Here is a 17,855-nt window from a genome sequence, read left to right as displayed (position 1 = left end):
CCGGCTCTACGCTTCGCTTCGGCCGGGATGACAACCGTGGGGTGTCGCACTTCGAATGGGAATCCACATCCCGGCCTTCGCCGGGATGTGCGGGGGATGGGGTCAATGAAAATCCCGGCTCCGCTGCAGCCGCCCCGACGTCCGCATCCGCACCGTGGGGGCCGGGGCCTCGGGGTCATCCCTCATACGCGCCAGCTCGGCCGACAGGTCGGTGAAGCCCTCGGCCACCACGTGGATGACGCCGTCGGCGGCCTGGACCTTGCCGTGGACGATCAGGAACGAGGCGCTCATCACCGTGCGGCGGTGGGCGTCGAAACAGTCCTTCCAGACCACCGCATTGGCCACGCCCGTCTCGTCCTCCAGGGTCAGGAACACCACGCCCTTGGCGGTGCCCGGCCGCTGGCGGATCAGCACCAGCCCGCCGACCGAGACTTTGCGGCCGTCGCGGACGCCCTTCAGCCGCTCGGCGGGAAGGACGTTCAACCGGTCCAGCATCGGCCGGAAGAAGCCGCAGGGGTGGGCCTTCAGCGACAGGCTGGTGGTGCGGTAGTCCTCGGCCACCGCTTGCGGCAGGGCCATGATCGGCAGGGCGACGGCGTCCTCGAACAGCGGCAGGCCGGCCAGCAGCGGCGCCTGGCTGTCGACCTTGGCCTCGCCCTTCAGCCCCTTGACCGCCCACAGGGCGTCGCGGCGGCCAAGGCCCGTCGAGGCGAAGGCGTCGGCCTCGGCCAGCAGCTCCAGTCCGCGCTGCGAGACGCCGGCCCGGGCGAAGTCGGCGGGCGCGCGGGCGCCGCCGGCCCGGGCCGCGACGACCAGCGCCGCGTCGTCCTCCTTCAGCCCCTTCACCTGGCGCAGGCCCAGGCGGACGGCCTTCCAGAGCGGGCGGGTGTCTTCGTTGGAGAGCTTGTCGGCGGCGATAGGGCGCTCCTCTCCCGTGAAACGGGGGAGGTGGCGCGATGCGGATACGCATCGTGACGGAGGGGGCGTCCCGGCGACGCCTTGCCCGCCGGACGCCCCCTCCACCACTTCGTGGCCCCCCTCCCCCGTTCCGCTTCGCTCCTCGGGGGAGGAGCGTTGCGCGCCCTCCAGCGTGCAGTCCCAGTCGCTCGTCAGCACGTCCGGAGCCCGCACCTCGACCCCGTGCTCGCGGGCGTCGCGGACCAGCTGGGCCGGCTGGTAGAAGCCCATCGGCTGGGAATTGATCAGGGCCGCGCAGAACACGTCCGGCCAGGCCCATTTGATCCAGGCCGAGACATAGACCAGCTTGGCGAAGCTGGCCGCGTGGCTTTCCGGAAAGCCGTACGAGCCGAAGCCCTCGATCTGCTTGAAGCAGCGCTCGGCGAAATCACGCTGGTAGCCGCGCGACACCATGCCCTCGACGAACTTCGACCGGTACTGGCCCGGGTCGCCGTTGTGCTTGAAGGTGGCCATCGCCTTGCGCAGGCCGTCGGCCTCGTCGGGCGTGAACCTGGCCGCCTCGATGGCCAGGCTCATGGCCTGTTCCTGGAACAGCGGCACGCCGTAGGTGTTGCCCAGGATGCTGCGCAGCTCGTCGGGCGGGCCGTGCTCGGGCGACGGGGCGGGAAACTCGACCGGCTCCTGGCCGTTGCGCCGCCGCAGGTAGGGATGGACCATGTCGCCCTGGATCGGGCCCGGCCGCACGATCGCCACCTCGATCACCAGGTCGTAGAACCGCTTGGGTCTCAGCCGGGGCAGCATCGACATCTGGGCCCGGCTCTCGACCTGGAACACCCCCACGCTGTCGGCGACCGACAGCATGTCGTAGACGCCCTTCACCTCGGTCGGCACGTCGGCCAGGTCGACGATCGGCTGGCCGTGGTCGGCGCGCAGCATGCCGAACGCCCGCTGGATGGCGGTCAGCATGCCCAGGGCCAGCACGTCGACCTTCATCAGCCCCAGACTGTCGATGTCGTCCTTGTCCCACTCGATGAAGGTGCGGTCCTTCATCGCCGCGTTGCCGATCGGCACGGTCTCGTCCAGCCGCCGCTTGGTCAGGACGAAGCCGCCGACATGCTGCGACAGGTGGCGCGGGAACTGCAGCAGCTGGGTGGCCAGGGCGATGGCGCGGGCGATCTGCGGGTTCTGCGGATCCAGCCCCGTCTGCTTGATGTGCTCGTCGGGCAGGCCGTCGCCCCAGCTGCCCCAGACGGTGTTGGCCAGGACGGCGGTGATGTCCTCGGTCAGGCCCAGGGCCTTGCCGACGTCGCGGATGGCGCTGCGCGGGCGGTAGTGGATCACCGTGCCGCAGATGGCGGCGTAGTCGCGGCCATAGCGTTCGTAGACGTACTGCATCACCTCTTCGCGCCGCTCGTGCTCGAAGTCGACGTCGATGTCGGGCGGTTCGCCGCGGTTTTCCGAGATGAAGCGGGTGAACAGCAGCCGATGCTCCATCGGGTCGATCGCCGTCACCCCCAGGCAGTAGCAGACCGAGGAATTGGCCGCCGAGCCGCGGCCCTGGCACAGGATCCCCATCTCCCGCGCCTTCTGGACGATGTCGTGCACGGTGATGAAATAGTTGGGGTAGTCCATCTTGGCGATCAGGCCCAGCTCCGTGCGGAGGTTGTCCTGGACCTTGGGCGGAACCCCGCCGGGATAGCGCCAGGACGCCCCCTTCCAGGCCAGGTCCGTCAGGTGCTGCATCGCCGTCTTGCCGGGCGGCACGGGCTCGTCAGGGTATTGTTCCTTGAGGTCGCCGAGGTCGAAGCCGATGCGCTCGACGATCTCCAGCGTGCGCTCCACCGCCTGCGGCCAGCGCTCGAACAGCCGGGCCATCTCGGCCGGGGTCTTGAGGTGGCGTTCGGCGTTGGCCTCCAGGCGAAAGCCGGCCTCGGCGATCGTGCAGCCCTCGCGGATGCAGGTCATCACGTCCTGCAGCGGCCGTCGCTCGGGGCCGTGATAGAGCACGTCGTTGGTGGCGACCAAGGGGCTGCGGGCCTCGCGGGCCAGTTTGGCCAGCCGGGCCAGGCGCTTGAGGTCCTGGGCGGCGTAGGCCCGGCTGGCGGCCAGCCAGACCCGGCCGCGCAGGTCGCCGGCCATGCGGACGAGGTCGGCCTCGAAGGCCGCGTCCAGCCGGGCCGGCGGCACGACCAGGGCCAGCTGGCCGTCGGCGTGCTCCAGGAAGTCCTTCCAGAAGAGGTGGCATTCCCCCTTTTCGGCCCGGCGCTGGCCCACGGTCAGCAGGCGGGTCAGGCGGGCGAAGGCCTCGCGGTCGGACGGGTAGCAGAGCAGGCTGGGCGCGCCGTCCATGAAGTCCAGCCGGCAGCCGGTCAGGGCGCGGATCTCCAGACCCTTGGCCTTGAGCTCCTTGGCCGCCGTCCAGGCCCGCACCACCCCGGCCAGGCTGTTGCGGTCGGTCACCCCCACGGCGCTCAGGCCCAGGGCCTGGCCGGTCAGCATCAGCTCCTGGGCGTGGGAGGCGCCGCGCAGGAAGGAGAAGTTGGTGGTGGTCTGGAGCTCGGCGTAGCGGTGGGGGCTCATGGGCGTGAAACCCCCACAGTCGCTTCGCGACAGCTCCCCCAAAGGGGGAGCATCTGGCACGGCCTAGCTCCTCCCCCTCTGGGGGAGGTGGCCCGGAGGGCCGGAGGGGGCTCAGCCGAACAAGCCATGCAACCACCACTTCGGGACCGTCTCCCCGTCGCCGTACAGCCCGGCCCGGAAGATCCAGAACCGCTCGCCCGTCTCGTCCTCCACCCGGTAATAATCGCGCACCTTGCCCGGCCCGATCGCGTCGAAGGCCTGGCGCCACCATTCCTGGCCGATCCGCTCGGGCCCCTCGGCCAGGCGCACGCGGCGCGACTTGCCGCGCCAGCGGAACTGGACCGGCGGGTCGTCGGGCAGCTTGGCCGTCACCTCGATCGCCTCGGGACGGCGCAGCAGGCGGGTCGGCCGGGGACGGTCCGGATCCCAGGCGTCTTCCGATGGCGGATCCAGCGGCGCCTGGCGGACCACCGAGCGCTCCGGCACGTGGCTCTGATGCGGGTCGGCCCGCCACACCCGATCCTCGCCCAGGCGGTTGACCAGCCGGTCGACCAGCGGCGCCAGGCCCTCCTCCAGGCTGACGCCGCCGTCGGCGTCGAGGCTGGGCTGGGCGGTGGACAGGGCCTCGACGTCGGCGGCCCACAGGGTGACGATCTCGATCCCGAAGCCGGGGTCGACCTCGCCCAGCTTGGGCTTCAGCAGCCTGGCGATGCGGGCGGCGTCGCGGCCGGGGCGCGACAGGCCGGCCCGCACCGGCTGGTCCCTGCCGTCCAGGCGGTGGAACACCAGCTCGAACCGCCGCGCCCCCTGCCCTTCGGCCTCCAGCCGGTCGCACAGCAGGGCGCAGATGTCGCGCGTCACCCGTTCCAGGTCCTCCAGGGCGCTGATCGGCTCGAAGAAGGCTAGGCGCTCGAACCAGGGGGTGGCGGGGCGGCGGAAGGTCAGGGCCTCGCGCGCGTCGCCCAGGGCCTGGTCGATGCGCATCATCGCCGAGAGGCCGAACCGCCGGGCCAGCTGGGCGCGCGGCAGGGCCAGCAGCTGGCCGACCTGGAACAGGCCCAGGCGCGGCAGCTGGGCCTGGGCCGCCTCGTCCAGCCGCAGGGCCGCCACCGGCAGAGGCGCCAGCAGCGGGGCCTGGCCGCCGGGCGGGGCGATCGTGCGGTCCGGGGCGTAGCGGGCCAGGGCCCAGGCCGCGCCGGGGGTGTCGGCGATCGCCCCCCGCGCCGGCGCGCCCCAGCGTTCCAGACGGGCCAGCAGGTCGTCCAGCATGGCCGCCTCGCCGCCCCACAGGTGCGAGACCCCCTCGACGTCGAGGAACAGGCCGTCCAGCCCGTCGAGGGCCACGGCCGGCGAGAAACGCACGCACCAGTCGCAGAGGATTTCCAGCGCCGCGCGGTCGCCGTCGGGGTCGTGGTCGGCGGTCAGCAGGTCCGGAACCAGGGCCGCGGCGTCGGCCGCCTTCTGGCCGACATGCAGGCCCAGGGCCGCGGCCGCGTCGTCGACGGCCGCCAGCCGGCGGGTCCCGCCCTCCGTGGCGACCAGGGCGACGGGCGGCTGTGCGGCGGCGGTCCCCCTCCGGCCCTGCGGGCCACCTCCCCCAGAGGGGGAGGATCTAGGCGGCGTTGGCTGCTCCCCCTCTGGGGGCGCTGTCGGCGAAGCCGACTGAGGGGGCCGGGGCTGGTTCCGCCGCCACGTCGTGATCGGCCAACTTAGACACCAGACGGAAAGGATGCGGGCCATCGACGGCCTCCGCTTGTTCGAGGATCCAGGCGCCGGGACGGCCGCCCCGGCAGCGTTCCAGTTCGACCCGCCAGCGCGGCGGGCCCAGACCCGGCTGGCCGGGCGGCGGCTGGCTGGGGGCGGCGGCGATGCGCCAGCGGGTCTGGGCGGCCGCGCCCGACACTTCCCGAACCCTACCAACCGGCCCGCCATACGGCCGTCTTCGCAGCAGGATCCCGGTCGCGCCCCGCCGCTCGCAGGCCAGCTGCAGGCGGCGCCCGGCCTTGAGGTCGGGGCTCTCGGCCTCGCCGATCGCGGCGGCGACCCCGACCGTGGCCAGGGCGTCCTCCAGCACCGACAGCACCTCGGCCTCGTCGCGAGCCCTGACCTGGATCAGCCGGCCGGTCGGAAAGCCCAGCCCGACCAGGCCCGGCGCGTGCAGGTCGGCGCGGCGCATCACCCAGACCACCGCGCCCTTGGCGGCCAGCGGCCGCAGCATCAGGGCCGTGAACGCCGCCGGCGCCGCGCCGGTCTCTTCCTCGAGGCCCGAACCGCCCACCTCGTGCCAGCCGCCGCGTTGCAGGCCGCCGGCCGGGAAGCAGCCGTCGATGCGCGGATCGCCGAACGGCAGGACGGGCGGCGCAGTGCGAGTCCCCGCCTCCAGGGCGGCGATCCGGGCTCTCAAAGCCGAAAGGGCGGGCTTCGCCCCGGCCATCTCCGCATCTCCAATGTTCGCTTTTTGTTCTGATCCTTCGGGACTGGAGAGTCAAGCCGAGCCGCTCATCCCGGCGAACGCCGGGATGAGCGGATCTATTAGAAGCCTAGAACCGCGCCGCGGCCCGCCACCATTTCGAAACCAGCATCGGTCCGAACGCCGCGCTGATGCCGCAGCCGTCGGCCAGCAGATCGAACCACGAGGCGTCGCGGCCGACGAAGGCCTGCAGGACCTCGATCGCCCCGCCGAACGCCAGCATGGCCAGGCCGATGCGGTGCAGCCGGCTCTGCGGCAAGGCCAGGCTGGCCAGGACGCTGAGCACGTAGAAGACTAGGAAGTGCTTGGCCTTGTCCCAGGGGATCAGGCCCAGGCTGTCGTTGTCGGGCAGCAGGGCCTTGGCCAGGGCGAAGGCGGCGGCGGCCAGGAAGACGATGAAGACCAGGCGGTTGATCTTGCGGGCGCGGAAGAACATCGGGACTCCTGGCTGGGACGCCCGCACCTAGCCGGTCCGGTGAGGCTTGAAAATGGCCAAACACGGCCTTCGCCACATCCCCTCGCCGGCTGCACGGGATCTGCACGTCGACAAACGCAAAAGCCGCGCCCGGTCGAGCGACCGGACGCGGCTTCGAGCGTCTGGAAGACCCCTTATCCGGCCCTTCGGGCCGCCTTCTCCCGCAAGGGGAGAAGGATCAGGATCAGAACGTCAGGGCTCGCGCTTCCTTGACGTGCGGCAGGGCTTGGATCTTGGCCAGCAGGGTCTCGTCCGGGGCCTGGTCGACGCCGACCAGGGCGATGGCGTCCTCGTCGGCCGAGACGCGGCCCAGGTTGAAGGTGGCGATGTTGACGCCCGCCTCGCCCAGCAGCATGCCCAGAGCGCCGATGAAGCCCGGCTTGTCCAGGTTGTTGATGTACAGCATGGCCGGCGAGAAGCCCGCGTCCAGCTCCATGCCCTTGACCTCGACGATGCGCGGGGCGCCGGCGATCACCGTGCCGGCGAAGGCGCGCTTGCCCTTCTCGGTGGTGATGGTGATGCGCATCAGGCTGTCATAGGTGGGGCTGACCTCCTGGCGGCTCTCCGAGACGGTGATCCCGCGCTCCTTCGCCACGGCGGGCGCGGAGACCATGTTGATCTCGGCCAGCATCGGCTTGAGGATCCCGGCCAGGGCGGCCGAGGTCATCGGCTTGACGTTCAGCTTGGAGACCTCGCCCTCGAAGGCGATGTCGATGGCGACGATGCCGAAGTCGACCATCTGGCCGGCCAGGGCGCCGATCTTCTCGGCCAGGGCCACGAACGGCTTCAGCTTGGGGGCTTCTTCCGCCGTGATCGACGGGCTGTTGAGGGCGTTGGTGACCGCGCCGGTCAGCAGGTAGTCGCTGACCTGCTCGGCGACCTGCAGGGCCACGTTCTCCTGGGCTTCGGCGGTGCTGGCGCCCAGGTGCGGGGTGGCCACGACCTTGTCCGAGCCGAACAGCGGGTTTTCCTTGGCCGGCTCGGTGACGAACACGTCGAAGGCCGCGCCGCCCACGTGGCCGTCGTCCAGCAGCTTGCGCAGGGCGACCTCGTCGACCAGGCCGCCGCGGGCGCAGTTGACGATCAGCACGCCCTTCTTGGTCTTGGCCAGGTTCTCGGCCGACAGGATGTTGCGGGTCTTGTCGGTCAGCGGGGTGTGCAGGGTGATGACGTCGGCGCGGGCCAGCAGGTCCTCCAGCTCGACCTTCTCCACGCCGATCTCGATGGCGCGTTCCGGCGACAGGAAGGGATCGTAGGCCACGACCTTCATCTTCAGGCCCAGGGCGCGGTCGGCGACGATGCCGCCGATGTTGCCGGCCCCGATCAGGCCCAGGGTCTTGGCGTAGAGCTCCACGCCCATGAAGCGGTTCTTCTCCCACTTGCCGGCCTGGGTGGAGGCGTCGGCGGCGGGCAGTTGGCGGGCCAGGGCGAACATCATGGCGATGGCGTGCTCGGCCGTGGTGATCGAGTTGCCGAACGGGGTGTTCATGACGACCACGCCCTTGGCGGTGGCGGCCGGGATGTCGACATTGTCGACGCCGATGCCGGCGCGGGCGATGACCTGCAGCTTGTGGGCGGCGGCGATCACGTCCTTGTCGAGCTTGGCGCCCGAGCGGATGGCGATGCCGTCATAGTCGCCGATCACGGCGATCAGTTCGTCTTTCGACAGGCCGACCTTGATGTCGAAGTCGACGCCGCGGTTCTTGAAGATGTCGACGGCGGCGGGGCTGAGTTTGTCGGCGATGAGGACGCGGGGAGCGGTCATGGTTCGGGTTTCCTTGCGGAGAATGTCGTGGGTGAAGGCCCCCTCCGGCCCTCCAGGCCACCTCCCCCAGAGGGGGAGGATCTGCCCGGTGCGAGATGCTCCCCCTCCGGGGGAGCTGTCGCGGAGCGACTGAGGGGTTCTACGGCGCTAGGTTAAGCGGCGGCCAGTTCGGCCGAGACCGTGGCGAACGCCCAGTCCAGCCAGGGCGTCAGGGCCTCGAGGTCCGAGGCTTCGACGGTGGCGCCGCACCAGATGCGCAGGCCGGCCGGGGCGTCGCGATAGCCGCCGATGTCGAGGGCCGCGCCCTCCTTCTCGAGCAGCGAGGCCAGCTTCTTGGCGAAGTCGGCCTGGGCGTCGTCCGGCAGGGCGGCGATCGTGGGATCGACGACCTTCAGGCACACCGAGGTGTTGGAGCGGATCTCCGGCGTCGCCGCCAGGAACTCGACCCACGGGGTCCTGGCCACCCAGTCGGCCAGCACGGCCAGGTTCTGGTCGGCGCGGGCCCGCATGGCTTCCAGGCCGCCGATCGAGGCGGCCCACTTCAGGGCGTCCAGGGCGTCTTCCACGCACAGCATCGACGGCGTGTTGATGGTCGCGCCCTCGAAGATGTCGGCCGCGATCTTACCGCCCTTGGTCATGCGGAACAGCTTCGGCATCGGCCAGGCGGGGGTGTAGCTCTCCAGGCGGGCCACGGCGCGCGGCGACAGGATCAGGATCCCGTGCGCGCCCTCGCCGCCCAGGGCCTTCTGCCAGGAGAAGGTCACGACATCGAGCTTGGTCCAGTCCAGGGCCTGGGCGAAGGCGGCGCTGGTGGCGTCGCAGATGACAATGCCTTCGCGGTCGGCGCTGATGAAGTCGGCGTTCGGGACGCGGACGCCCGAGGTGGTGCCGTTCCAGGTGAAGACCAGGTCCTTGGCCGGATCGACCTTGGCGGTGTCGGGCAGCTGGCCGTAGGGCGCGTCGAGCACCTCCACGTTCGGCAGCTTCAATTGCTTGGTGACGTCGGTGACCCAGTCCTTGCCGAAGGACTCGAAGGCCAGCAGCTGCACCGGGCGGGCGCCCAGCATCGACCACATCGCCATCTCGACCGCGCCGGTGTCCGAACCGGCGACGATGCCGATCAGGAAGTCGGCGGGGACCTCCAGAACTTCGCGCGTCTGGTCGATGGCGGCCTTCAGGCGGCCCTTGCCCAGCTTGGAGCGGTGCGACCGGCCCAGGACGGCGTTTCTGAGATTTTCGGGGGTCCAGCCAGGGCGCTTGGCGCAGGGGCCGGAAGAGAACTCGGGGCGAGCCGGGCGGATCGCCGGCTTGGCGAGGGTCGTCATATCGATGTCTCCCATCCTTACAGATGGACTGCATCCCGTTGGGGGGATGTGGCCCGCCGGCGACAAACCCTTTTTCGACGGCGAAGGCAAGGAGAGATTTTGCGGCGGAACGAACGAATCATCCGCGTGCGGCAATTATTTTGCGGCGACGCGCCGCCGCTTGCGCCAAGCCAGCAGGCATCCGACGGCCAGGCATAGAAGCACGCCCAGGCTGACGAGGTTGTTCACCATCGCGTAGAAGGTGTCGTACAGCTTGCCCGCCACCAAATAATAGGCATGAAGACTGAATTGCGCGGCCTGCAGAAGGACGGCGACGCCCAGCCAGGCGGTCGTGTAGCGCATCGCCATGACCAACAGCCCAGCGCCGAACAGGCCATCGACCAGGAAATAGCTCGGCTTCTGGATCGTCTTGTCCGGTATCAGGCCGATCAGGGTGATGGCCAGCGACATGACCACAACGAGTAGGGCGACTTGCCGTTCGACACGACCGCCCAAGCGCCAAGCCAAAAGGCTGACGCCCAGAATCAAGCTCCAACCGAATAGGATCAGGAGATCTAGATGCATGCCTTGGGCCTCTAACCGAAATTAGAGGCCCAAGGTATTAAACTATTTGCAATGTAACTTAGCTGGCGGCGCGCAGATCATGCTGAACGAGCGAGCCTTCCTTGCCGATCACGCCGATCAGCTTGGTCCGGATGCCGATGCGTAGGCGGACTTCATCCAGTTGAGCGTGCGCTTCGACCACGGCCGAGCGGGCGGCGGTGAGCGCGGCGACCGCGTCGCCCAGTTTAGCGGTGGCGCCGTTGGCGACCGTAGGCGACAGGCCCAGGTCCTTACGGGCCTGGATCAGTTCCGCCATCATTTCCATGGTCTCCACCATCGCGGCGTCGACAGCAGCCTCGGTGGCGAACAGCTTGTTAGCGACGCGTTGAGCAACGAAAGCCTTTTCCACACCCCATCTCCTTAATAAAAACCTAAGGAGGAAGGTAAACCAGATGTTAAGGGGGCGGAAATAAAAACAACCGCTAGCGTTAGTTTGTCGCGGGCGGGGGTCCGGGCGGAAGTGAACCGTTAGGAAGATCGCGCGAGAATAACGACCGAAAGCCAACCCGGACGGGTCATGATCGACGAAAGCCGCCGCCCCGAAGGCACGCCGCATGCACCGTTGCAGGCGCGAATCGCCAGCGTCGCGCTGACCACCACCGTGGTCGCGCTGCTGGCGGCGTGCGTTTGCTTCATGCTCCAGCAATGGAGCGTCGCCCGCCAGGAATCCCGGGCGAATCACGAGATCCTGGCCCAGATGGTGGCGGCGGGCGCCGCCGCGCCGATCGCCGACCACAACACCGTCGGCGCCTATCGGGCCCTCGAAGCGGTGGCCAAGGCGCCCAATGTCGTGTCGGTGCGCCTGACCGACGTGCAGGGCCAGACGGTCGCCCAGGTCGGCGTGGCCGGGGACGCCGAGGTCGACACCCTGGTCCGCCCGATCCGGCTAGGCTCCCGACAGGTCGGCGCCCTGTCGCTGTCGGCGCGCCGTCCCAGCCTGACCGACATCATGGCCCGCGACCTGGCCCTGACCGGCACCCTGTTCTTCGGCTCGGCCGGCCTGGCGATCCTGCTGGCCAACGGCCTGGCCCGGCGCATGACCAAGCCGATGGAGCGCCTGTCCAACGCCATGCGCGAGGTCGCCGCCGACGGCCGCTTCAAACCGGTGGAGCAGGCCGCCGACGACGACGTCTTCCAGAGCCTGACCGACAGCTTCAACCACCTGGTCGCGCGGCTGGAGGTCAACGACCACGACCTGCGCGGGGCGATGGCCGAACTGGTCAAGGCGCGCGACGACGCCAACGCCGCCAACGTCCTGAAGTCGCACTTCCTGGCCAATATGAGCCACGAGATCCGCACGCCGCTGAACGGCGTGCTGGCCATGACCGAGGTCATGGCCATGGGCGAGCTCAGCGCCGCCCAGCGCGAGCGCCTGTCGGTGATCCGCGAGTCCGGCGCCCTGCTGCTGTCGGTGCTCAACGACGTGCTGGACCTGTCGAAGATCGAGGCCGGCCGCCTGGACCTGGTCGAGCGGGACTTCGACCTGGCCAGCCTGGCCCTGTCGATCCGCGAATCCTACGCCGCCCAGGCGCGGGCCAAGAACCTGGAGTTCGGCGTGTTCGTCGCGCCGGAGGCCCTGGGCTCGTGGCGCGGCGACGTCGATCGCCTGCGTCAGATCCTCGGCAACCTGGTCTCCAACGCCCTGAAGTTCACCCTCGAGGGCAGCGTCTCGGTGCGCTTCGCCTCGGCCGACGACGGCAGCGGCCTGCGCGTCGACGTGGTGGACACCGGCATCGGCATCGACGCCGAGACCCTGCCCCGCCTGTTCACCAAGTTCGTCCAGGCCGACAGCTCGACCACCCGCCGGTTCGGCGGCTCGGGCCTGGGCCTGTCGATCTGCAGCGAACTGGCCACCCTGATGGGCGGCGGCGTCCATGTGCAGAGTCGCGAGGGCCAGGGCTCGACCTTCACCGTCGTGGTGGCCATGCCGCGCGGCGAGGCGGCCGTCGCCGCGCCGGTGGAAGCCGCCCCGCCGCCGATCGAATCGGAGCGCCGCCTGCGCGTGCTGGCCGCCGACGACAACCCGACCAACCAGAAGGTCATCGCCGCCGTCCTGGCCCCGCTGGGCGCCGAGGTCGAGCTGGTGGCCGACGGCGCGGCCTGCGTCGAGGCCTGGAAGCGCGGCGGCCACGACATCGTGCTGATGGACATCCACATGCCGGTGATGGACGGCGTCGAGGCGGCCCGCACCATCCGCGCGCTCGAGGTCAGCGAAGGCCGCAAGCGCATCCCCATCGTGGCCGTGACGGCCAACGCCCTGGTCCACCAGGTCGAGGGCTACATGGCCGCCGGCATGGACGGCCACGTCGCCAAGCCGATCGAGGTGACCAAGCTCTACGACGCCATCGAGACCGCCGTGGCCACAGCCCGGCGCGAGGGCTCTAAGGTGGTGGCGGCTTAAGAAGCCGCTCATCCCGGCGAATGCCGGGACCCAGATGGAATAGCGGTGTGGCGGGTTCCTCGGGCTCGGTGCTCTTCCAATCAGCCTCTCGACCATAGGATCTGGGTCCCGGCGTTCGCCGGGATGAGCGGATCTTTGAGCGGTTCACCTACCTGAACGCAGCACAACAGGCGGCTCAGACCCGCTTCAGCCTGCGTGTGGTCTCTTAGGGTCAACGTCGTCCCGTCGGACGCCGCAACCTTTCGAGAGGAACCGTACGATGAAAAAGATTCTGCTTTCGATCGCCGCGGTCTCGGCCATCGCCGCCGCGGTCCCCGCCGTCGCCTCGGCCCAGTCCTACGGCTATGACCGTGGCCCCGATCGCAGCTATGACCGCGACTACGACCGCGGCTACGGCTACGACCAGGGTTACCGCGGCGACCGCGCGGCCCGCCTCGACGCCCGCATCGACCGGGGCCTCCGCAGCGGCGGCCTGACCCGCAACGAGGCCTGGCGCCTGAGGAGCGAGCTGCGGGAAACCGCCCGCCTGGAAGCCCGCTATCGTCGCGGCGGCCTGACCGGCTGGGAGCGCGAGGACCTGGATCGCCGCTACGACCGCATCAGCGCCCAGATCCGCTACGAGCGCCACGACCGCGACTACGACTACGGCCGTCGCTACTAGGGCCTAGACGGGGGCCGGCTCCACCCTGAGCCGGCTCTCCACCATCGTGAAGCCGCGGCCGCGCAGGAGAACGCGCGCGCCGCGGTTTTCGCAGTCCAGGTCGCCGCCCCGCCCCGGATAGGCCTGGTGGAACCGCAGGCTCGCCGCGCTCAGCTTGTCGCCGTACAGCGGCATGAGGATGCAGTGGGCCGAGCCGGTGGTCGGGTCCTCGGGAATGCCGGCGGCCGGGGCGAAGAAGCGGCTGACCACCGCGTAGTCCCGGCCCGGATCGGCCTGGGCGGCGACGATCACCTGCCCCGGCCCGCCGCCGGCCAGGCCGGCGCCGACGGTCTTGAGCTGAACCAAGTCCGGCGCCAGTCCCCGCACCGTCGCCTCGTCAGCGACCACGACCAGCAGGTACTGGCCCGCCCAGACCTCCAGCGGCGTCACGCCCAGGGCCTTGGCCAGGTCGGGCCCGGCCTCGACCCGGCGCGGCGGATCGGCCGGGAAGTCCATCTCCAGCCCCGCGCCGCCGAACACGCCGTCGATCCGGCGCACGGTCAGCTCGCCCGACAGGGTGTCGAAGGTCAGCAACGGCGCGTCGACGCCCATCTCCTCAAACAGGGCGTGGGCGCTGGCCAGGGTGGCGTGGCCGCACAGCGGCGCCTCGATCGCCGGGGTGAACCAGCGCAGGCCGAACCGCGCCGGGTCGGCGGTCTTGAGCAGGAAGGCCGTCTCGGCCTGGTTATTCTCGGCGGCCAGAGCCTGCATCCAGGCGGCGTCGGGCCAGGTGTCGAACGGTTCGACCACGCAGGCCGGATTGCCCTTGAACGGGCCGGAGGCGAAGGCGTCGATGGTCCACTGGCGCATGGCGGGGGCTCCTGTTGGCGCCATGAGCAGTAGAGCCGGGACTTTCACCGATCAATTCGAACATTGTCCCAGGTGACAATGCATTTTCAGCTGTCATCCCGGACAAGCCCCGGCGAAGCCGGGGTGAAGATCCGGGACCGCCGGAAGCGCTGAGTTCACGCTTCGATCCCGGATCGGCGCGCTGCGCGCTTGTCCGGGATGACAGCTGTTTTGTTTAGGCTTCCACCGTGATCTCCGGCCAGCGGGCCTGGGCCGAGCCCGTGGTGCGCGCCCAGCCGCCGGCGCCCTTCACCCGCAGCGGGTTGGGCCGCAGGCGCAGGGCGAACAGGTCCTCCAGCCCGAACGGGGCGAACACCGACAGGCGCTCGTCGGCCTCCATCCGCACGCCCACGCAGAAGGCGGTGGCCACGAAGCGCTTCAGCGCCTCGGCGCTGGACTCGAGCGGCGGATAGGGCTCGTCGGCCCCGAACTTCTGCTCGAACCACAGGTGCACCCGGGCCTGGTTGCGCACCTCGACGAGCTCGCGCAGCGGCGGCTCGAACGCCGCCGCCACCCGTCGGATCACCACGTCCTCGGCCTCGTACGAGGTGTCGGAGGCGTCGTGATAGGCCACGTCGTAGTCCTTGATCCCATAGTCGGGCGCCCGGCCGGTCAGATGATTCCAGACCGGCTGGTAGACGGCGCCGGAGAACACCAGGGCGTCGGGCAGGTCGAGATCCCGGACCGTGCGCAGCACCTGCATCGTGGTGGGAACGCCGCGGATGATGTCGACGAGGCGGGCTTCCAGATCGCTCACCGCCGCCCCCCTTCCCCGCGAAGTGGCCAGCCATGGTCCAGCGGCCCGTGCCCCGCCCCGAAGCCCGGCGCGCGCAGCATGGCCTCGTGGACGTAGTTCCAGGCCCGGGCGACCGTCTCGGTCAGGCTCATCCCCTGGGCCAGGCCCGTCGCGCAGGCGCTGGCCAGGGTGCAGCCGGTGCCGTGGGTGTGGCGGGTGTCGATCCGCTCGCCCTCGAAGGCCGTCTCGCCCTGGCGGGTGATCAAGAGGTCGACGACCCGTTCTCCGGGCACGTGGCCGCCCTTCATCAGCACCGCGTGGGCGCCCAGCTCCAGTAGGGCCTCGCCGGCCCGACGCAGGTCGTCGGTGGTCTCGACGGGAAGGCCGGTCAGGGCCGCGGCCTCCGGGGCGTTGGGCGTCAGCAGGGCGGCGCGCGGGATCAGCAGGCGCTTCAGCGCCCCGATCGCCGGCGCGGCCAGCAGCGAAGCTCCGCCCTTGGCGACCATCACCGGGTCGATGACCGCGGGAACGCCTTTCGCGCTGTCCAGCACCCGGGCCACGACCTCGACCGTGGCGGCGTCGCCCAGCATGCCGGTCTTGAAGGCGTCGGCCCCGATGTCGTCGAGCACCGCCCGGGCCTGGGCCTCGACGATCTCCAGCGGGATCGGCAGCACGCCGGTCACGCCCAGGGTGTTCTGCACGGTGATCGCGGTGATCGCCGTGGCCGCGTAGCCGCCCAGGACGGTGATGGTCTTGATGTCGGCCTGGATCCCCGCCCCGCCGCTGGAATCCGATCCGGCGAGAACGAGCACGCGGCCTTGATGCGGGGCTTGGGTCATGGGTCGGTTTTAGCGGGGAGTCGGGGGTGAGGGTAGGCGCCGTGATGCGGGCTTTCTCGCCCCCGACGGGGAACCTTCACCGTATCCCGCGCGTATTCCCTGCCAAGTTGCGTTGGTTGGGGTTCCACGATGAGAAGATTGCTTCGCGCCGCGCTGATCGGCGCGGCCTGTTTCACGCCGGCCGCGGCCCTGGCCCAGGCGGCCGCCGGCGACCAGATCGACCCCGCGACCCTCGACCTGGCCAAGCTGATCGAATGCCGCACCTACGACGTGCCGACCTACAACGCCCTGGCCTTCTGGCTGGTCGGCGACGAGGCGGCCCAGGCCCGGACCCATTTCGGCCTGACCGAGGAGAAGACCGACAACTTCCTGCTCAAGGCCTATGCGCTGAAGGCGCCGATCACGGTGTTCGGCCGCCAGACTCGCCACATCGTCTTCACCAGTTCCGGCCCGATGGCGGTGCTCGACGAAGCCGATCCGCATCCGCTGGCCCGCCAGTTGGAGATCCAGCCGGCCATCGACCTGCCCGCAAAGTTCCTGGGCGAACGCGAGATCTCGACCACCACCGACAAGGGCGAGGCCGGCGGCTTCACCTACAAGACCCACGTCACCCTCAATGTCTCCACCGTCACCTCGCATCCCGGCAAGACGCTGGCCGGCTGCAGCTACACCTTCGAGATGATCGAAAATGCCCCGTAAGCCGCTCCTGTCTTCCGCGCTCTGCGCCCTGGCCCTGACCGCGGCCGCCGCGCCCGCCTTAGCCCAGGACATCTATATCGGCACGGTCGACGTCCGGAAGGACCAGCTGATCCTGACCCGCTGCGATCTGGTCCAGAACCGCTACGTGCTGCGCGACCGCGAGGGCGAGACCGACAAGCCGGTCGCCCGGCTGCGCGAGCGCCTGAAGACCCTGCAGGCCCCGGTCTATGTCGAGGTGATCGGCGAGTATGTCGAGGTCCAGGACGAGGACGGCAACGGCCTGGAGGTGGTCGACCTGGGGAACATCACGGCCGCCAAGTCCTGCCACCTGGTCGACGCCCTGCCGTCGCGGTAGGACCGAAGTTATCCACAGACCTGACGCGGATGCTCCCCCGCCGGGGGCGCTGTCGCGGAACGACTGAGGGGGTCTTTCGGCCTGCGCCGCTGGCCCCCTCCGCCCCTCCGGGCCAGCTCCCCCCGCTGGGGCAGGGCAATCGCATATGACCAGGAGCGGCTGTCATCCCGGACGAAGCGCGCAGCGCGAAGATCCGGGACCGACGCATGAACTCGGCGCTTGCGGCGGTCCCGGATCGGCGCCCGACTTGCGCCGGGCTTGTCCGGGATGACAGCTCTTTTAGCGGCCAATCCACGGACGACCGCCTTCATGATCGTCTACCGCCCGCTCGGCCACGACAGGGAATGGCCCGAAATTCAGGTGATGGCCAATCGCGGCGGACCGCCCTGGGTGTTGTTCCTGGAGGCAGCGGACCGGGAGCACCTCGGCGCAACGTCTCGAACGCGCGACGGCGTCCTGGCCGATCTGAGGCGGCGATGGCCTCACCTGCGGAACGTCCCGATCCTACCCAGCGGCGGGGTCCCCTTGCGCGACGACCTCCAGCTCACCCCGACCGGCTACAAGCTCGCCGCCCGCAAGGCCGAAGTCTACGGACTGCCGCGCGGCTCGCCTCTTGTCGGAAACTGAAGCCTTCCGGGCCGAGCCCGTGCGGGACCCAGGGCCCGCGACGCACGGCCTCCCGCCAGGGATGTCTCTGGCCTGAACAACGAGGCCCGAGATGACGATTCCAGGATGGGAGAGGCCGCCCCTCTCCATCCGCCTGCCTTGGGGACGCACGCGAAGCAGACGTTTGGAACGTCCGCGACGGGTGGGAAACGGACGTTAGCTATCCGTGCTATTCCCCTCGTCGTTGTCAGCTTCGCGCTGCGCGGCGGTAAGCTCGGACATGAGTTGATCGGCATCGACGGGCTCGCCGTCTACCGTAGCGGTCACGTTTCCACTGGCGTCTATCGCAATGACGGCTGGCTTGGGGCGTTCCGGCTCTGTGGGCGGCTTGCTCATCCGCCAACCATGCGCCACGGCACCGCGATGCGGAAGCCCCCAAGCGGGCATTCCCAACGACTAGGGTCGAAAATGGGAATTGACGCTTGCGCCGGAAGCGGACCCTTGACGTCACCGCCTGGGAGCAGACCTTCCGAC

General features: G+C 69.9%; 16 protein-coding genes. 5 read left to right on the top strand and 11 right to left on the bottom strand.

The window, feature by feature from the left end:
- Positions 1-102: 102 nt before the first annotated feature.
- The 8 genes from BM066_RS22565 to BM066_RS22530 all read right to left on the bottom strand — a co-directional run bounded on the left by BM066_RS22565 (position 103) and on the right by BM066_RS22530 (position 10,485).
- Positions 103-3,498, bottom strand: a complete 3,396-nt coding sequence (locus tag BM066_RS22565; protein ID WP_089930415.1) for an error-prone DNA polymerase — start codon at positions 3,496-3,498, stop codon at positions 103-105.
- Between the two features lie 111 nt (positions 3,499-3,609).
- Entirely contained in the window at positions 3,610-5,229 is a 1,620-nt protein-coding gene (locus BM066_RS22560; protein ID WP_369823259.1) for a Y-family DNA polymerase, read from the bottom strand.
- Positions 5,111-5,932 (bottom strand): ImuA family protein, encoded by an 822-nt coding sequence (locus BM066_RS22555; RefSeq protein WP_089930412.1) that lies wholly within the window; start codon positions 5,930-5,932, stop codon positions 5,111-5,113. Before BM066_RS22555 ends, BM066_RS22560 begins: the two co-directional genes overlap by 119 nt.
- Before the next feature lie 106 nt (positions 5,933-6,038).
- Positions 6,039-6,404 (bottom strand): VanZ family protein, encoded by a 366-nt coding sequence (locus tag BM066_RS22550; protein WP_089930409.1) that lies wholly within the window; start codon positions 6,402-6,404, stop codon positions 6,039-6,041.
- Positions 6,405-6,627: 223 nt separating this feature from the next.
- Entirely contained in the window at positions 6,628-8,208 is a 1,581-nt protein-coding gene (serA, locus tag BM066_RS22545) for a phosphoglycerate dehydrogenase (protein WP_089930406.1), read from the bottom strand.
- A 152-nt stretch (positions 8,209-8,360) separates the two neighbouring features.
- Positions 8,361-9,533: a phosphoserine transaminase gene (locus BM066_RS22540; RefSeq protein WP_089930402.1), complete on the bottom strand. Its 1,173-nt coding sequence runs from the start codon at positions 9,531-9,533 to the stop codon at positions 8,361-8,363.
- Between the two features lie 135 nt (positions 9,534-9,668).
- Positions 9,669-10,097 carry a hypothetical protein gene (locus BM066_RS22535; RefSeq protein WP_255367690.1) on the bottom strand — a complete coding sequence of 143 codons (429 nt, stop codon included), beginning with the start codon at positions 10,095-10,097 and terminating at the stop codon, positions 9,669-9,671.
- A gap of 58 nt (positions 10,098-10,155) precedes the next feature.
- Positions 10,156-10,485: a hypothetical protein gene (locus BM066_RS22530; RefSeq protein WP_089930398.1), complete on the bottom strand. Its 330-nt coding sequence runs from the start codon at positions 10,483-10,485 to the stop codon at positions 10,156-10,158.
- A gap of 168 nt (positions 10,486-10,653) precedes the next feature.
- On the opposite strand from BM066_RS22530, the gene BM066_RS22525 reads away from it, so the two are divergent.
- Both BM066_RS22525 and BM066_RS22520 read left to right on the top strand, forming a co-directional pair.
- Positions 10,654-12,537, top strand: coding sequence for an ATP-binding protein (locus BM066_RS22525; RefSeq protein WP_089930396.1), 1,884 nt, complete (start codon positions 10,654-10,656; stop codon positions 12,535-12,537).
- 259 nt (positions 12,538-12,796) lie between these two features.
- On the top strand, positions 12,797-13,198 hold the full coding sequence (locus BM066_RS22520; protein ID WP_089930393.1) for a hypothetical protein: 402 nt from the start codon (positions 12,797-12,799) through the stop codon (positions 13,196-13,198).
- 3 nt (positions 13,199-13,201) lie between these two features.
- Here BM066_RS22520 and BM066_RS22515 read toward each other — a convergent pair whose 3' ends face one another.
- The 3 genes from BM066_RS22515 to thiD all read right to left on the bottom strand — a co-directional run bounded on the left by BM066_RS22515 (position 13,202) and on the right by thiD (position 15,661).
- Positions 13,202-14,047 carry a PhzF family phenazine biosynthesis protein gene (locus tag BM066_RS22515; protein ID WP_089930391.1) on the bottom strand — a complete coding sequence of 282 codons (846 nt, stop codon included), beginning with the start codon at positions 14,045-14,047 and terminating at the stop codon, positions 13,202-13,204.
- A gap of 214 nt (positions 14,048-14,261) precedes the next feature.
- Positions 14,262-14,789: a nucleotidyltransferase family protein gene (locus BM066_RS22510; RefSeq protein WP_089930457.1), complete on the bottom strand. Its 528-nt coding sequence runs from the start codon at positions 14,787-14,789 to the stop codon at positions 14,262-14,264.
- Positions 14,790-14,839: 50 nt separating this feature from the next.
- Positions 14,840-15,661, bottom strand: a complete 822-nt coding sequence (gene thiD / locus BM066_RS22505; RefSeq protein ID WP_089930389.1) for a bifunctional hydroxymethylpyrimidine kinase/phosphomethylpyrimidine kinase — start codon at positions 15,659-15,661, stop codon at positions 14,840-14,842.
- A 129-nt stretch (positions 15,662-15,790) separates the two neighbouring features.
- Here thiD and BM066_RS22500 point away from each other — a divergent pair, with 129 nt between their 5' ends.
- The 3 genes from BM066_RS22500 to BM066_RS22490 all read left to right on the top strand — a co-directional run bounded on the left by BM066_RS22500 (position 15,791) and on the right by BM066_RS22490 (position 17,342).
- Positions 15,791-16,360: a hypothetical protein gene (locus BM066_RS22500; protein WP_089930386.1), complete on the top strand. Its 570-nt coding sequence runs from the start codon at positions 15,791-15,793 to the stop codon at positions 16,358-16,360.
- A complete protein-coding gene (locus BM066_RS22495; RefSeq protein WP_089930384.1) occupies positions 16,350-16,715 on the top strand; it encodes a hypothetical protein in 366 nt (121 codons plus the stop codon). Before BM066_RS22500 ends, BM066_RS22495 begins: the two co-directional genes overlap by 11 nt.
- 309 nt (positions 16,716-17,024) lie before the next feature.
- Positions 17,025-17,342 carry a hypothetical protein gene (locus BM066_RS22490; protein WP_089930382.1) on the top strand — a complete coding sequence of 106 codons (318 nt, stop codon included), beginning with the start codon at positions 17,025-17,027 and terminating at the stop codon, positions 17,340-17,342.
- Positions 17,343-17,855 lie beyond the last annotated feature (513 nt).

This window comes from Caulobacter sp. UNC279MFTsu5.1 (assembly GCF_900114015.1).
Classification (GTDB): Bacteria; Pseudomonadota; Alphaproteobacteria; order Caulobacterales; family Caulobacteraceae; genus Caulobacter.
Note: the sequence above shows the minus strand (reverse complement) of the source record. Positions and strands in the feature narration are given on the sequence as shown.

Coding starts and splice junctions, on each gene's coding strand:
- BM066_RS22565 (WP_089930415.1), bottom strand. CDS start 3,498: ATGAGCCCCCACCGCTACGCCGAGCTCCAGACCACCACCAACTTCTCC.
- BM066_RS22555 (WP_089930412.1), bottom strand. CDS start 5,932: ATGGCCGGGGCGAAGCCCGCCCTTTCGGCTTTGAGAGCCCGGATCGCC.
- BM066_RS22550 (WP_089930409.1), bottom strand. CDS start 6,404: ATGTTCTTCCGCGCCCGCAAGATCAACCGCCTGGTCTTCATCGTCTTC.
- serA (WP_089930406.1), bottom strand. CDS start 8,208: ATGACCGCTCCCCGCGTCCTCATCGCCGACAAACTCAGCCCCGCCGCC.
- BM066_RS22540 (WP_089930402.1), bottom strand. CDS start 9,533: ATGACGACCCTCGCCAAGCCGGCGATCCGCCCGGCTCGCCCCGAGTTC.
- BM066_RS22535 (WP_255367690.1), bottom strand. CDS start 10,097: ATGCATCTAGATCTCCTGATCCTATTCGGTTGGAGCTTGATTCTGGGC.
- BM066_RS22525 (WP_089930396.1), top strand. CDS start 10,654: ATGATCGACGAAAGCCGCCGCCCCGAAGGCACGCCGCATGCACCGTTG.
- BM066_RS22520 (WP_089930393.1), top strand. CDS start 12,797: ATGAAAAAGATTCTGCTTTCGATCGCCGCGGTCTCGGCCATCGCCGCC.
- BM066_RS22515 (WP_089930391.1), bottom strand. CDS start 14,047: ATGCGCCAGTGGACCATCGACGCCTTCGCCTCCGGCCCGTTCAAGGGC.
- BM066_RS22510 (WP_089930457.1), bottom strand. CDS start 14,789: ATGCAGGTGCTGCGCACGGTCCGGGATCTCGACCTGCCCGACGCCCTG.
- thiD (WP_089930389.1), bottom strand. CDS start 15,661: ATGACCCAAGCCCCGCATCAAGGCCGCGTGCTCGTTCTCGCCGGATCG.
- BM066_RS22500 (WP_089930386.1), top strand. CDS start 15,791: ATGAGAAGATTGCTTCGCGCCGCGCTGATCGGCGCGGCCTGTTTCACG.
- BM066_RS22495 (WP_089930384.1), top strand. CDS start 16,350: ATGCCCCGTAAGCCGCTCCTGTCTTCCGCGCTCTGCGCCCTGGCCCTG.
- BM066_RS22490 (WP_089930382.1), top strand. CDS start 17,025: ATGATCGTCTACCGCCCGCTCGGCCACGACAGGGAATGGCCCGAAATT.